Annotated in this window: 14 protein-coding genes; 4 read left to right on the forward strand and 10 right to left on the reverse strand. The window is 67.3% G+C overall.

Features of this window, described 5'->3' with window-relative positions; all coding sequences use genetic code 11:
* Positions 1–97: 97 nt before the first annotated feature.
* Genes infB through Hhyl2_RS09965 form a run of 3 tightly spaced genes read left to right on the forward strand, consistent with a single transcriptional unit; the run spans position 98 to position 3100 of the window.
* Positions 98–1906, forward strand: a complete 1809-nt coding sequence (gene infB, locus Hhyl2_RS09955; RefSeq protein ID WP_483550621.1) for a translation initiation factor IF-2 — start codon at positions 98–100, stop codon at positions 1904–1906.
* Positions 1907–1952: 46 nt separating this feature from the next.
* Positions 1953–2867, forward strand: a complete 915-nt coding sequence (locus Hhyl2_RS09960; RefSeq protein ID WP_483550623.1) for a response regulator — start codon at positions 1953–1955, stop codon at positions 2865–2867.
* A gap of 38 nt (positions 2868–2905) precedes the next feature.
* The gene (locus Hhyl2_RS09965) at positions 2906–3100 is read left to right on the forward strand and encodes a DUF8015 family protein (protein WP_483550624.1); all 195 of its coding nucleotides are present in this window, start codon (positions 2906–2908) and stop codon (positions 3098–3100) included.
* A gap of 1 nt (position 3101) precedes the next feature.
* On the opposite strand, the gene Hhyl2_RS09970 is transcribed toward Hhyl2_RS09965, so the two are convergent.
* The 8 genes from Hhyl2_RS09970 to Hhyl2_RS10005 all read right to left on the reverse strand — a co-directional run bounded on the left by Hhyl2_RS09970 (position 3102) and on the right by Hhyl2_RS10005 (position 11492).
* On the reverse strand, positions 3102–3455 hold the full coding sequence (locus Hhyl2_RS09970) for a DUF5811 family protein (protein ID WP_483550625.1): 354 nt from the start codon (positions 3453–3455) through the stop codon (positions 3102–3104).
* Positions 3456–3504: 49 nt separating this feature from the next.
* Positions 3505–3975: a pyruvoyl-dependent arginine decarboxylase gene (locus tag Hhyl2_RS09975; protein WP_483550626.1), complete on the reverse strand. Its 471-nt coding sequence runs from the start codon at positions 3973–3975 to the stop codon at positions 3505–3507.
* A 39-nt stretch (positions 3976–4014) separates the two neighbouring features.
* The gene (locus tag Hhyl2_RS09980) at positions 4015–5232 is read right to left on the reverse strand and encodes an outer membrane protein assembly factor BamB family protein (protein ID WP_483550627.1); all 1218 of its coding nucleotides are present in this window, start codon (positions 5230–5232) and stop codon (positions 4015–4017) included.
* Positions 5233–5601: 369 nt separating this feature from the next.
* Positions 5602–6822, reverse strand: coding sequence for a proteasome-activating nucleotidase Pan2 (gene pan2 / locus Hhyl2_RS09985; protein WP_483550628.1), 1221 nt, complete (start codon positions 6820–6822; stop codon positions 5602–5604).
* 112 nt (positions 6823–6934) lie between these two features.
* Positions 6935–8725, reverse strand: a complete 1791-nt coding sequence (gene pepF, locus Hhyl2_RS09990; RefSeq protein ID WP_483550629.1) for an oligoendopeptidase F — start codon at positions 8723–8725, stop codon at positions 6935–6937.
* A gap of 40 nt (positions 8726–8765) precedes the next feature.
* Entirely contained in the window at positions 8766–9566 is an 801-nt protein-coding gene (gene truA / locus Hhyl2_RS09995; RefSeq protein ID WP_483550630.1) for a tRNA pseudouridine(38-40) synthase TruA, read from the reverse strand.
* 43 nt (positions 9567–9609) lie between these two features.
* Entirely contained in the window at positions 9610–10452 is an 843-nt protein-coding gene (locus Hhyl2_RS10000; RefSeq protein WP_483550631.1) for a mechanosensitive ion channel family protein, read from the reverse strand.
* Positions 10446–11492 (reverse strand): hypothetical protein, encoded by a 1047-nt coding sequence (locus Hhyl2_RS10005; protein WP_483550632.1) that lies wholly within the window; start codon positions 11490–11492, stop codon positions 10446–10448. Before Hhyl2_RS10005 ends, Hhyl2_RS10000 begins: the two co-directional genes overlap by 7 nt.
* A 121-nt stretch (positions 11493–11613) precedes the next feature.
* On the opposite strand from Hhyl2_RS10005, the gene Hhyl2_RS10010 reads away from it, so the two are divergent.
* Positions 11614–12120: an N-acetyltransferase family protein gene (locus Hhyl2_RS10010; RefSeq protein ID WP_483550633.1), complete on the forward strand. Its 507-nt coding sequence runs from the start codon at positions 11614–11616 to the stop codon at positions 12118–12120.
* Position 12121: 1 nt separating this feature from the next.
* Here the strand turns inward: Hhyl2_RS10010 and Hhyl2_RS10015 are convergent, their stop codons facing one another.
* Both Hhyl2_RS10015 and hisS read right to left on the reverse strand, forming a co-directional pair.
* Positions 12122–12526, reverse strand: coding sequence for an SHOCT domain-containing protein (locus Hhyl2_RS10015; RefSeq protein ID WP_483550634.1), 405 nt, complete (start codon positions 12524–12526; stop codon positions 12122–12124).
* Between the two features lie 45 nt (positions 12527–12571).
* Positions 12572–13873, reverse strand: a complete 1302-nt coding sequence (hisS, locus tag Hhyl2_RS10020; protein ID WP_483550635.1) for a histidine--tRNA ligase — start codon at positions 13871–13873, stop codon at positions 12572–12574.
* Positions 13874–13933: the final 60 nt, after the last annotated feature.

Below are 13933 nucleotides of genomic sequence, written 5' to 3' on the forward strand. Positions count from 1 at the left end.
GAGCAAACCGTCCCGAACAGCCGCCGAGGCGGCGAGCGGATGACGACGAACTTAACTGCTGTGGCCGACTGGGTTCGCCCAACTTCTGGAGCCATCTATGTCTGACACGGACGCCCCCCCAGAGACGGACGCCGACACCCTCAGAACACCCATCGTCGCGGTCCTCGGGCACGTCGACCACGGTAAGACGAGCCTGCTCGACCGGGTCCGCGGCTCGGCCGTGGCCGCCGGCGAGTCCGGCGCCATCACTCAGCACATCGGTGCGACGGCGGTCCCGCTTTCCGTCATCTCGGAGATCGCCGGCGAACTGGTCGACCCGACCGACTTCGACCTGCCCGGCCTGCTGTTCATCGACACGCCGGGCCACCACTCGTTCTCGACGCTGCGCTCCCGTGGCGGCGCGCTGGCCGACATCGCCATCCTCGTCGTCGACGTCAACGACGGGTTCCAGCCCCAGACGCTGGAGGCCATCGACATCCTCAAGCGGACCCAGACACCCTTCATCGTCGCCGCGAACAAGATCGACACCGTCCCCGGGTGGCGCGCCGAGGAAGGACGGCCCGTCCAGGCAGCGATGGAGGCCCAGTCCGACCGCGTTCAGTCTGATCTCAACGAGAAACTCTACGAGATCATCGGCGAGCTCTCCGACAACGACTTCTCGGCGGACATGTACTGGCGCGTCCAGAACTTCCAGGCCAACATCGGCGTCGTCCCCGTCTCCGCCGAGACCGGCGAGGGCGTCCCGGACCTGCTGACGGTGATGATGGGCCTCTCCCAGCGGTACATGAAAGAGGAGATGGCTATCGACGCGACCGGCCCCGGCGTCGGGACTGTCCTCGAAGTGAAAGACACCCAGGGCTTCGGGACCACGCTGGACGCGATCATCTACGACGGGACCATCCGCGCCGACGACACCATCGTCGTCGGGGGGCTCCAGGGCCCCATCGTCACGGACGTCCGAGCGCTCTTGCGCCCCCGTCCGCTGGAGGAGATCCGCACCGAACAGAAGTTCGAACAGGTCGACGAGGTCGCGGCCGCCGACGGCGTGAAGATCGCCGCACCGGACCTCGACGGCGCGATGGCCGGAGCGCCGATCCGGGTCATCCGGGACCGGGACCGGAGCGAGGTCATCGCCGAGGTCGAAGCAGAACTGGCCGGCATCGAGGTGACCACCCAGGAAGAAGGGATCGTCGTCAAGGCCGACACACTGGGGTCGCTAGAGGCCATCTCCAGCACGCTCGAAGAGGAGGAGATTCCGATCATGCGCGCGGAGGTCGGCGCCGTCGCCCCGCGTGACATCCGCGTCGCCGAGACCGCCAACGAGCCGACCCACCGGGCCATCCTCGCGTTCTCCGTCGACGTGCTCGACGACGCCCGCGACCTGGCCGAGCAGGAGGACGTCGAACTGTTCGAGAACGAAGTCATCTACCAGCTCATCGAGGAGTACGACGACCACGTCACCGCCATCGAGGAGGCCCAGCAGGAGCAGATCTTGGAGAACATCACCCGCCCGGCGAAGTTCCGCATCCTCAAAGACCACACCTTCCGCCAGTCCGACCCGGCCGTGGTCGGCGTCGAGGTGCTCTCGGGCCTGCTGCGGCGCAACGTCAACGTCGTCCGCTGGGAGGGCGGCGAACCCAAACGCGTCGGCCGGCTCAAGACCATCCAGGACGAGGGCGAGGACGTCGACGAGGCTCGCACCGGCGAGCGGATGGCCGTCTCCATCGACGGGCCGACGGTCGGCCGCCAGGTAGAGGAGGGGGACGACCTCTGGGTCGAACTCCCCGAGAAACACGCGAAGATCCTCGAACAGGAACTGCGGGAGGATATCTCGGTCGACGAACGCGAAGCGCTGTCGATGTACTTAGAGAAGCGCCGCGAGCAGGAACCCTTCTGGGGGAAGTGACGACCCCGCCGGTGGCTCTTTGTGTTGGGACGCGGATAGTAACCCCATGAGCGCCGCGGTCGGCGGGTCGGTCCACCTGCTCTGTGTCGACGACGAGGAGGCGTTCGTCGAGATGACCGCCCAGCGTCTCGAAGCCGTCGCGGACCGCTACAGTACCGTCGCCGTGACGAGCGCCGACGCCGCCGAGCGACACCTCGCGTCCGAGCCCGTCGACTGTATCGTCAGCGACTACGATATGCCCGATCGGACGGGCCTCGATCTGCTGGGTAGCGTCCGCGAGGCGCATCCCGACCTCCCGTTCGTCCTCTTCACCGCGAAGGGCTCGGAAGAGATCGCGAGCGCCGCCATCTCCGCGGGTGTCACCGACTACGTCCAGAAGCAGGTCCACGGCGACCAGTACACGCTGCTGGCCAACCGCATCGACCGCGCGGTCGAGCAGTACCGGACGAACCGCGAACTGGAGTGGTACCGGACGGTCGTCGACGCCGTCGACGACTTCGTGTACGCAGTCGACCCGGCGGGGACGGTCGTCTTCGCCACCAACACCTGTGCGTTGACCGGCTACGACCCCGGAACACTGGTCGGGGAGCATATCTCGCTCGTGATGGGCGAACAGAGCAGACAGAAAGCGCGCGACCAGATCGACCGATTGCTCGACGACCCCGACCGGACCGCCGCGACCTTCGAACGGACCCTGGAGACCGCAGACGGGGCCGTCGTCCGCTGTGCGGACCACATGGCACTCCTGCCGACCGACGACGGCGAGTTCCGTGGGACGGCGGGCATCGTCCGTCGGCTCGACGACGAACTCGACCCCGACCAGTCCACGTCGCTCGACCGTCTGCGTCGCTTGCTCGCGGAGTACGAGACGAGCGGCGACGAGCGACTGCTCGGTGACGCCCAGCAACTGGCCACACGGCTGGCAGCAGAAACCGGTCGGTCGACTCCCGAGACGGAGTAATAATATTTAATTAGCGAGCGTCCGACAGTCCACTCACGATGGCCGTCGGTAACCTCACCATCTCGACTGCTGACTTCGTCCTGGCCAGCATCGCCCTCTCGATGGTGCTGGCGGGCCTGGGTGCGGCAGCGTCGTCGCTCAGTGTCGTCGCCGCGCTGGGCGCAGGCAGCCTGCCGGCCAGTGGTTCGATCGGCTACGCACTGTTCTACAACCCGCCGGTCGACCCCAGTTGAGCTACTGTGCGGTCGGGGTGGCGTCGTCGCCCATCACCTGCTTGACCTGGAGTGCGGCCGACGCGGCGATCCCCTGGGCGAGTTCGTCGCGCTCGGCGTCGCTGATCGCGACCTCCTCGGGATTGTCCGGCGTGTAGTCGGCACTGACGACGGAGCCGACGGGTGGCTGGACGGCGATCCGTGCGCGTGGGCCGGCCTGGCCGTCGCTGATCTCCGAGCCGACCACGAACTCTCCGGGGAGCAGTTCGCGTGTCCGGGCGGCGACGTTGGCGAGGTCTCTGCGGAGCTGATGGCGCTGTTCGGACGTCAGCGTCACCGGTTCGGTGTCCCCACCGAACGGCGTGTTGCCATACATGGACGTTCCTGCACAGGTAGGGGACGGGGTACTAAAAACCCGGTGACTCTCACACGACTGGCCGGCTCTCGCCGTAGGTCGCCAGGACGACCGCACTCGCGTGGGTCTCCGTGGGTTCGACCGAGCGGACGACGACCTCCTCCGCGACGAACTCCCAGTCCCGGAGCTCGCGCCCCGCGGCCAGTCCCTCTCGGATCTCCGCTCGCACCGCGTCGGGGTCCTCGCCGTCGACCTCGTAGAAGATACCGGGGCCGTCGGCGGTGCGTGCCCAGCCGACGCCGGCGGCCGCCTGCTCGCCCGGCGTCGCTGTCACCGACGACTGGACGACCTCCAGCGCCTCGCCCGGCGGTCCCAAGTTCGGGGCCTCCCCCACGACCTCGATTGCCGGGCCGGCGGGGATAACAGACGAGAGCGTCACGAGGTTGTAGTTGTGGACGCCGGCCTCGGCGAGGGCCGCGTCGTACGACGAGAGCGCAGTCGGGCCGGTGGCGGTCCCCCACACGACCCGGATGGTACTCATATCGCTATCTGGACGCCAAAGCCCGTAAGGCGTTTCGCTTCAGCCCGTCGCTGTCAGTTTGTAGCACATCCCCGGCTGGTCGGCCTCGCCGTCGACGGCGCGCTCGGTGTAGTAGATCGACTCGGGCGTGACCAGTGGCGCGCTGGTGACCTGGCCCCGGTTTGCGACCGTCCAGACGACGTCGCCGGTGGCCTGCTCGACCGCGTAGACGTTCGAATCGTAGGACCCGACGACGACGTGTTCGCGCGTGGCGACGACGCTCCCGATGAGCCACCCGCCAGCGTCGAGACGCCACTGCTCCTCGCCGCTGTCGAGGTCGATGGCGTAGAGGTGGTCGTCGTGGCTCCCGACGAAGACCGTGCCGTCGTGGACCGCCGGCGCACACATCACGTCGCCGGATGTCTCGAACGTCCACGCTTCGCTGCCGTCCGTGACGTCGACGGCGGTCACCGTCTCCGACCACGACGGGACGATGGCCAGTCCGTCCGCGACAGCCACCGGCGCCTTGATCTCGGCGCCGGTGTCGTAGGTCCAGGCCCGTTCGAGGTCCGGGAACGTCCAGGCGTAGCAGTGGCCGTCGTTGGACCCGAAACAGAGATAGCCCCGCTCGCGATCGATGGTCACCGTCGAGTGAGGATGGTTCGTCGGCCGGGAGTCACGCCACTGGACGTCGCCGGTGGCCGCGTCGACCGCCGCGACGCTGCCACTCGGTGCTGCGTGCTCGACGGCCACGTAGAGCGTCCCGTTGTAGTAGGTCGGACTCGCACCGATGGCGTCGCCCAGATCTGTCCGCCACCGCCGCCGGCCGCTCTCCAGGTCGATGGCCGACACCGCGCCGTCGTAGGCCCCGATGTAGGCGGTGCCGTTGGCGATGGCCGGCGTCCCGTGGCTCCCCCGTCCCGCCTGCGTGAACGTCGTCGCCCACCGCACCTCGCCCGCGGGCGTGAGCGAGCGGATGCGGCCGGTATCGTCCGCGACGACGACGTTCCCCGCCGGGTCCAGCACCGGACTCCCCTTGGCGGCGGTGTGGTCACCCCGGTTGGTCGGCACCTCCCAGGTCTTCTCGACGCTGCTCGGCAGGTCGACGTCGCGATACCCCTGGTTCAGCAACCCCTGCCGGAACTGCGTCGACGCGTGCTCGTCTAGCCCGGTCGAGGCCAGCGGGTCGAACTCCGACTGACAGCCCGCGAGCGACCCCGCGACCGCCGTCCCGATCCCCGCGAGGAACGCTCGGCGACTCTGCCTCGTCTCGTCCATGCCGCCCGCTACCGGACGGCGTGGCTTAAATCGCGCGGGGACGGGGTGGCGGGGATGTTACGAGGGGCCTGCTGTAGCGAAGCCCAGTCGAAGCATCCGCGGTGCGGTCGGCCGGGAGTGGCCTCCGTGCCACTCCCCGGGGAAGGGCAGGGCTGTGCTGGGAGCATACGGCGAACGAAGTGAGCCGTTTCACCGAAAGACTCGCTGCGCTCGTCTTTCGAGCCCTGCGGTCGCGGTGCTCCCGCAGGACACCGGAATCGAGGCTGCAGGCCGAGATTCCGGCTGTTTTTCCCCACGTTTTTGCGAGGAGTGGTGCCCACAGCGAGCGGCTGCGCCGCTCGCGAGGGCACCCGACGACGTAAAAAGTGGTTAGGCGAACGCGACGGGCCCGCTCCCCGTGTCCTCCTCCTCGGAGATCTTCGCCAGCGCGTCGTGGAAGTCGGACTGCTCGACGGTCGTGCGGCCGTCGCGGATGGCGAACATCCCGGCCTCCGTCGCGAGCGAGGCCAGTTCGGCCCCCGAGAGACCGTCGGTCTCGTGGGCGAACGCGCCCAGGTCGACGCCATCGGCCAGGCTCATCTCGTCGGTGTGGATCTCCAGGATCCGCTCGCGGCCCTCGTGGTCGGGGTTGGGGACTTCGATGAGGCGGTCGAACCGGCCCGGGCGCAAGATTGCGCGGTCGAGCATGTCGAAGCGGTTGGTGGCGGCGATGATGCGGATCTCGCCGCGCTCGTCGAAGCCGTCCATCTCCGAGAGCAGTTGCATCATCGTCCGCTGGACCTCGGCGTCGCCCGAGGTCTTCGACTCCGTTCGTTTGGCGGCGATGGCGTCGATCTCGTCGATGAAGATGATCGCCGGCTGGCGCTCGCTGGCGAGTTCGAACAGATCACGGACGAGTCGCGCGCCCTCGCCGATGAACTTCCGGACGAGTTCCGAGCCGGCCATCTTGATGAAGGTGGCGTCGGTCTCGTTGGCCACCGCTTTGGCCAGCATCGTCTTCCCGGTGCCCGGCGGGCCGTGCAGGAGGACGCCGCTGGGCGGTTCGATACCCACTTCGCGGAACTGTTCGGCGTTGATCAGCGGTTCCTCGACGGCCTCGCGGACCTCGCGGATCTGCTCGTGTAGGCCCCCGATGTCGTCGTAGGTGACGTCGGGCGAGCCGTCGACCTGCATCGCCTGTGCGCGAGCGTCGGTCTCGGGCTCCAGCACTTCCTTGACCGAGAACGAGTCGTTGATGGCGACCCGGTCACCCGCTTCCATGTCCTCGCGGATCGACGGGGCGACCTCGGTGAGGACCTCCTGGTTGTTGCCGTGCTGTTTGACGACGACGCCGTCGTCGAGCAGTTCCTCTGCCGTGGCGATGTACAGCGACGAAGTCTTGAGCGTCTCGTTCTCCCGTTCGAGCTGGTCGACCTGCGCGGTGAGGTCGTGTTGCCGACCCCGGGCGCTCTCGAGTTGTTCGGTAAGCTGTTCGTTGACGCGAACGATTTCGGCGAAGTGGTCCCTGAGCGCCGCCAACCGCTCGTCGGGCGTCATATCGGGGTCGAGGTCCAGCCGTGGTCGTTCCGGAAGCGAAGGACTGCGCGACATTTGGATATCAGACACTACGTCGCTGGTATACAAAGTGCCTTTGGGTCGCTCACGAACTGTTTCGCCGCGCGGACCGAGCGACGGAACGACGAAAGGTCGGCTTACAGGCCGCTCACAGCAACTGCTCGAACTCGTCGAGGTAGTCGCCGTACGTCGAGAGCGCCGACTGGACGGGGTCGGGACTGGCCATGTCGACGCCGGCGTCACGCAGCAGTTCCAGCGGGTACTGCCGGGAGCCACTGCGGAGGAAGTCCAGATAGCGCTCGGCGGCTGGTTCACCCTCCGCGAGGATACCGTCGACCAGCGCGACTGCCGCGGAGATGCCGGTCGCGTACTGGTAGACGTAGAACGCCCGGTAGAAGTGCGGGATGCGCATCCACTCGCGGGCGATGCGGTCGTCCAGCACCGCGGGCTCGTAGTAGTCCCCTTTCAGGTCGGCGTAGAGGTCGTCCAGGCGGTCCGGCGTCAACGGCTCGCCGGCCTCGGACATCTCGTGAGCCCGGTGTTCGAACTCCGCGAACATGGTCTGGCGATACAGCGTCGAGCGGAACCGTTCGAGGTACTCGTTGAGGACGTGCCGGCGCAGCCGTTCGTCCTCGACGGTCTCCAGGAGGTGGTGCGTGAGGAGGGTCTCGTTGACAGTGCTGGCCACCTCGGCCACGAAGATCTCGTAGCCGGAATAGACGTACGGTTGCTCCTCGCTGGTGTATTCGGAGTGCAGCGAGTGGCCCAGTTCGTGGGCCAGCGTGTACATCGACTCCACGTCGTCCTGATAGTTCATCAGGATGAACGGCTGGGAGTCGTAGGTGCCACCCGAGTACGCGCCGGACTGCTTGTGCTTGGTCTCGTAGACGTCGACCCAGCGCGACTCCAGCCCCTCCGCGAGCCGTGATTGGTAGTCCTCACCCAGTGGCGCGACGGCCTCGGTGACGTACTCACAGGCCTGCTCGTACTCGATCTCGGGGGACTCCTCCTGGACCAGCGGGACGTACAGATCCCACATCCGCAGGTCGTCGGCCCCGATGGCCTCGCGTTTCAACTCGGCGTGGTGGTGCAGCGTATCGAGGTTGTCGTGAACGGTATCGACGAGCGTGTCGTACACCTCGACGGGGACGTTCGGGCCGTCGAGTGCGACCTCGCGAGCGGTGTCGTAGTCCCGCGCCTGGGCGAGTTTCACGTCGGTCTTGACCGCGTTCTTGTAGGCGGTCCCGACGGCGTTGCGCACCGTCTCCCACTCGTCGTAGAAGGCCTCGTAGACCCGCTGTCGGAACTCCCGGTCCGGATGTTTCTGCAACGTCGTGAAGTTGTTGAGCGTGATCGGCTGCTGGTCACCGTCGGGGTCCTCGACGCTCGGGAACTCCATGTCGGCGTTGGCCAGCATGTTGTACACCTCGCCGGGCGCGCCGGTCACCTCGCCGAGTTCGGCGAGCAGGTTCTCGACCTCGGCAGAGCGGGTGTGTGCTTTCATCCGGTGGACGTCGTCGAAGTAGTGTTCGTACGCCGCCAGCGCCGGCTCTTCGTCGATCATCGCCTCGATCTCGGCCCACTCCAGGGCCTGCAGTTCGGGTTCGAGGAACGAGGCAGCCGAACTGGCGTCCGAGGACAGCGACTGCGAGCGGGCCGTCAGCGCCTGGTAGGTGTCGTCGGTCGTATCCTCGTCCCGGCGCATCCGGGCGTACGCGGCGACGTTCGAGACGGTCCGCATCAGTTCCTCGTACGTCTCCAGCGTCGCCCGGAGCGTCGCAGCGTCGTCGGTGGCCCGGCCCTCGTAGGCGGCCAGGTCCTCGACCAGCTGCTGGGCCGTCTGGAAGGCGGCTTCCCACCCCTCGTCGTCGGCGTAGAGGGACTCCAGTTCCCACTTGTACTCCTCGTCGATGTCGCTCCGTGCGGGTACCGAACTCATAGACCGCCGTTAGACCGGCCCGGAAGTAAGCCTTTCCAGGCTACGCCAGCCCATCGAAGATCGTCCCCGCGACTCGCGCCCCGGCCAACCGCTCGGAACGGAGATCGGCGAACACGTCGCGGGCACTCGCAACAGCATCCGTGTCCGCCTCGAACTCGATACCCGGATACGTCACGTCGAGCAACACCAGGGGGTACGGTGGCGCCGGGGCGACGCCTTCGGGACCGTCCAGCGGCTCCGGCGCCAGGACACGCTCGACAAACCCGAGGTCTCGCTGCCCACGGGCGACCATCCCAGCGAGTCCGACCACCCGACGGACGAGTTGTCGGCAGAAGCCGCTGGCGGTCAGGTCGACGACCAGGAACTCGCCCTCCCGCCGGAGGTCGATCCCGAGGTCCCGAACGGTCCCGTCGTCGTCGGGCGTCAGGTTGTGAAAGTCGTGCTCGCCGGCCAGCGCGTCGACGGCAGCGCGTGCTCGTTCGTCGTCGGCCTCGGGCGCGTGGAGATAGTAGCGATACGCTCGCTCGCTGGCGTCGTACTGCGCGTGAAACTCCTCGGCCACAGTCGCGCTGGCCCACGCGCGGACGCTTGCCGGGAGTTCGCTGTTGAACGCGGCCGGCGAGAGCCAGTCGGGCGCCGCGAAGGCGACGGTCTGGGCCAGCGCCGAGACGCCGGCGTCGGTGCGGCCAGCGGCGGCGTATCCCTCGGGGACTCGCTCGTCGTCGGTGACACCCAGCCGAGACAGCGCCGACAGCAGCACGTCCTCGACCGTGCGGACGTCGGGCTGACGCTGGAACCCGTGGAACGGCCGGCCGTCGTAGGCGACCCGGTAGGCTCGCATCGACGGGATTTCGGTGGCGGGGTACTTGGGCGCCCCGGGACGATCACTCGGGGGGCTGGTCCATGATGCCGCCCGCCGGCGCCCGCGGGGACTCGATACCGGATTCGGCGAACGCGTCCAGGACGCGCTCGGTCACGTCGGACTTGAACTCGAACTCGTTGCGGAGGTCGTTGACGTAGGCCTTCCCCGTCAGCGTCCGGTAGTAGAGGTCGTCCTCGACGACGACCGTGACCGGGTGGTCGTCGGTGACGTAGACGTACGGCGAGGTGACCAGCGCCTCCTCGACGATCTCGTGTGCCCGTGCCACGTCGGCGTCGACGCCGATGTAGAACTCGACGACGGCGAGCATCTCGGCCGCCCCGTCGTTGGCGTTCGAGATCGACTGGTTCAGGAAGACGAAGTTCGGGACGACCACGAGCGTGTCGTTGGGCGTGACCAGCGACGTCGACCGGAGCCCGATGTCGGTGATCTCGCCGTAGTGGTCGCCCAGCCCGACCTTGTCCCCGACCTGGTAGGGCTGTTCGAGGACGAGGATGATGCCCCCGACGAGATCCGCGAGCAGGTCCTTGAGACCGAGGCCGATGGCCGCCCCGAGCAGGCCCGAGATGGCGACCAGTTGCGTCGAAGTCAACTCGAAGAGGATGCGGACGATGAGATAGAGTGCGGTCCCGTAGACCAGGAACTTCAACAGCGGGATCAACAGCGTGACCCTGAACCGGTGGGCTTCGAGGCGGTCGGCGACGGTCGTCAGCGCGAAGCTGAGCCCGCGAGCGAGGACGTAGGCGACGAGCATGACGACGATGGCGTTGAGGACCGTCCCGACATCGATCGACACCGACGGGACCGCCTCGCTCCCACCGGCCGTGACCTGCAGGAGCGTCACCATAGCAACTGCCTCCGTTGGAGTTCCGCGACGGCCGGATGGAGTCCGACCGGGCGGAGCGAGATCTCCGTTCCCTCGACGTCGACGATACCGACGTTCGCGAGCGTCTGGACGGCCGTGTCGATACGGTCCCGGTCGAGGATGGCGGCCAGCCGATCCCGTTCGACGCCCTCCATCGCGACGACGTACCAGAGGAGAAAGGCCGTCTCGTCGGCCAGCCCGGCGACGTCCGAGACCGGGTCCCGGACGTAACTCGGGGCGATCTCCCGGCCGTCGCCGGTCTCGCGGACGCTCTGGTCCCAGAGCGTCGTCGCGATACCGGGATTGCCGTGCGAGACGCGGCGGAGCTTCTCGTAGACGACCGACTGGATCTGTGTGTCCTCCTCGCTCCACCAGGAGGCGACCCACGCCGGGTTCGGCCGGACGTACGGCAGCCGGACGGTCCGATCACCCCACAGATCCACGGGATAGCTGCCCACGTCGATGGTCTTGATACGGCCGGCTGCACCGGTATCGACGAACGACGGCAGCGACTCCGCGTCGTCGTGGGCCCGGACGACCGCCTCGATCTGGTCGGCGTCCAGTGGCGGTAACCTGATCTCCAGCGGGAACGACTGGTCGACCTGGCGAACGGCGGCGAGGTACTGCCAGGAGTAGCGGTTCCAGGTCGTCACGACGAGTTGGTTGGTCATCGCCAGCCGTTCGAGGAACTCCTCGAGGACGTCGAACCCGCCGACAGCGCGCTGATAGAGGTAGTGACAGTCCGCCAGCAGGAGCGCACCGTCGTCGGGAATCTCCGGAACGACGGTCTCGTCGGTGACGACCTCCGAGAGCGTGACCCGGCGTGCCCGCTCGCCGAGCAACTCCTCGGCGTACTCAAGCAGTGCGGTCCGGCCCCCGAACGGATCTGAGACGATGGCGACGTTTGAGTCGACCCGGTCCAGGGTCTTGTCCTCGTCCAGATACTCCGCGACAGCGGTCGACAGCGACTCGACCTGTGCGCCCAGTCCCGCCGCTCGCAGATGTTCGATCGGTATCGTCACCGGTCACCCACCACCCTCGACATGCCAGTGATTCAATCAGTCCGGCGGTGTCGCATAAAGGTTCGCACACAGCGAGGAGCGACACCACACTTAGGACACTGAGTCCCCAAGGTGGGAGGTGATGCCCCCAGCAGCCGACGAGAGCACCGAGTTCCCGCGCCCGCCAGTCCAGTTCACCGACAGAGTGGGGCGAGACGTCGAGCTACGGGCCTACGACGGCGACGGGGACCCCCTCGTCGAGATGTATTCGGAGTTCGATGCCGACTCGCGCGCCCAGGGACTGCCACCCCGCCACGAGTCGGAGATCCGCTCGTGGATCGACGACCTGCTCGCCGAGGGACACAACGTCGTCGTCTGGCACGGCGACCGGGCGGTCGGCCACGCCGTACTGGTCCCCTACGACGGAACCTCGGAACTGGCGATCTTCGTCCACCCGACCTACCAGTCCGCCGGCATCGGTTCACAGCTCATCCGTGTGCTGCTTGGCCACGGCCAACAGCAGGGGCTCGACAGCGTCTGGCTCGCCGTCGAGCGGACCAACCACATCGCGATGCGGCTGTACGACTCCGTGGGGTTCGAGACGACGACCCGAGACCGTGCGGAGTACGAGATGGAACGACCGCTGTAGGCTACTCGATTTCGTAGTCGGGCTCGCGCGTCCGTTCCTGTCGCTGCTCGGCCACGTGCTCGGTCTCCAGCAGCCGTTCGAGTCGTCGCTCGAACTCCTCCTCGCTGATCTCGCCGCGGGCGTAGCGGTCGCGGAGCTGTTCGACGGGTGACTGACCGGGATCGGATTCGACGCTTCGCGTGGTCGTCGAACGGTCGTATTCCTCGACCGAATCTGGCGGTTCGGGTTCGACCAGCGGGAAATCCTCGCCGAGGATGCCGATCAGCGGTAACAGGATGAAAAAGCCCAGAACGAACGTCGCGGGGACGAGCGGACCGAAGCCGAAGACAGCGAACAGCGCGGTCAGTCCGAACGAGAGGATCGCGACGACGCCCGTGAGCTTCTTTTTTGGGAGGGTGGGCAGCATACTCGGATTGCGCGTGCGGGCAGGCAAAAAACTACGGACGGAGTCTCACTCGACGAAGTCCGCGTAGGTCGGCCGCTCGTGATCGCCGGGGAACTCGTCGACCGGCGCGGTGGTCTGCTCGCCCTCGTCCATCTCCTTGATCGTCACCTCGTCGTTTTCGAGGTCCTGCTCGCCGACGATGACGACCGTCTCGGCGTTGATGTCGTCGGCGTAGCCCATCTGGGCGCCGAACGAGCGACTCGCCACATCGCTCTCGACGACGTGGCCGCGTTCCCGGAGGTCCCGCGCGATGCGAGCGGCAGTCGCCCGCGTGTCCCCGACCTGGAGGACGTAGTAGTCCGTCGAAAGCGCCTCTTCGGGCCAGACGCCGGCCCGTTCACAGAGCAACTGGAGAGTGGCGTGGCCCGGCGCGAACCCGACCGCGGGCGTGGGCTGGCCGCCGAAGCCCTCGATGAGGTCGTCGTAGCGACCGCCGCCGAAGACCGCTCGGGAGACCGACCCCGTCGAGTCGAAACACTCGAAGACGACGCCGGTGTAGTAGTCCAGGCCGCGGGCGGTCGACAGCGACAGCGTCAGGTACTCCCGGACGCCGAAGTCATCGGTCGCCGAAAGCACCGCACGGAGGTTCTCTGTCGCCTCGCGGACGGCGTCGGTGCGTTCGGCCAGGTCCTCCAGGTCGTCCTCACCGGTCTGGAGCAACTCGTCGAAGGTCTCGGCCTGGTCGTAGCTCAGCCCCGTCTCGTAGAGGGCGTCGAGGTACTCCTCGCGGTCGATCTTCGCGCGCTTGTCGACCGCGCGGATCGCCTCGCGAGTGTCGACGTCGGCGTCGAAGCTCTCCAGCAGCCCCGAGAGGATGTCCCGGTGGGAGACGCGGATCTCGAAGTCCTCGGCGTCCAGCCCGAGGTCGGTGAGCATGTCGACGGCGACGGCGAGTATCTCCGCGTCAGCTGCGGGGTCCGACGAGCCGAAGATGTCGACGTTGGTCTGGTAGAACTCGCGGAACCGGCCCTGCTGGACCTGCTCGTAGCGCCAGAACGGTCGCGTCGAGACCCACTTGATCGGCTTCGAGAGCGCCTGCTGTTTGGCGACGACCATCCGCGCGACCGTCGGGGTGAGTTCCGGCGTCAGCGCGACGTCGCGCCCGCCCTTGTCCTCGAAACTGTACAGTTCCTCGACGATCTCCTCGCCGCTCTTGTCGACGTACATCTCCGTCGGTTCCAGCGCGGGCGTCCCGATCTCCCGGAAGCCGTAGCGGCCGGCGACGTCCTCGATGGTGTCCATCGCCCAGCGGCGTGCCTGCATCTCCTCGGGATAGAAATCGCGAAAGCCCTTGACCCGGTCGTACATACCGGCGCGTACAGCGAGGGCGCGCTTGAACCTGTCCGTTCAGACCGAGGCCACCCACCG

This window comes from Haloarcula sp. H-hyl2 (genome assembly GCF_056934385.1).

Coding starts and splice junctions, on each gene's coding strand:
- infB (WP_483550621.1), top strand. CDS start 98: ATGTCTGACACGGACGCCCCCCCAGAGACGGACGCCGACACCCTCAGA.
- Hhyl2_RS09960 (WP_483550623.1), top strand. CDS start 1,953: ATGAGCGCCGCGGTCGGCGGGTCGGTCCACCTGCTCTGTGTCGACGAC.
- Hhyl2_RS09965 (WP_483550624.1), top strand. CDS start 2,906: ATGGCCGTCGGTAACCTCACCATCTCGACTGCTGACTTCGTCCTGGCC.
- Hhyl2_RS09970 (WP_483550625.1), bottom strand. CDS start 3,455: ATGTATGGCAACACGCCGTTCGGTGGGGACACCGAACCGGTGACGCTG.
- Hhyl2_RS09975 (WP_483550626.1), bottom strand. CDS start 3,975: ATGAGTACCATCCGGGTCGTGTGGGGGACCGCCACCGGCCCGACTGCG.
- Hhyl2_RS09980 (WP_483550627.1), bottom strand. CDS start 5,232: ATGGACGAGACGAGGCAGAGTCGCCGAGCGTTCCTCGCGGGGATCGGG.
- pan2 (WP_483550628.1), bottom strand. CDS start 6,822: ATGTCGCGCAGTCCTTCGCTTCCGGAACGACCACGGCTGGACCTCGAC.
- pepF (WP_483550629.1), bottom strand. CDS start 8,725: ATGAGTTCGGTACCCGCACGGAGCGACATCGACGAGGAGTACAAGTGG.
- truA (WP_483550630.1), bottom strand. CDS start 9,566: ATGCGAGCCTACCGGGTCGCCTACGACGGCCGGCCGTTCCACGGGTTC.
- Hhyl2_RS10000 (WP_483550631.1), bottom strand. CDS start 10,452: ATGGTGACGCTCCTGCAGGTCACGGCCGGTGGGAGCGAGGCGGTCCCG.
- Hhyl2_RS10010 (WP_483550633.1), top strand. CDS start 11,614: ATGCCCCCAGCAGCCGACGAGAGCACCGAGTTCCCGCGCCCGCCAGTC.
- Hhyl2_RS10015 (WP_483550634.1), bottom strand. CDS start 12,526: ATGCTGCCCACCCTCCCAAAAAAGAAGCTCACGGGCGTCGTCGCGATC.
- hisS (WP_483550635.1), bottom strand. CDS start 13,873: ATGTACGACCGGGTCAAGGGCTTTCGCGATTTCTATCCCGAGGAGATG.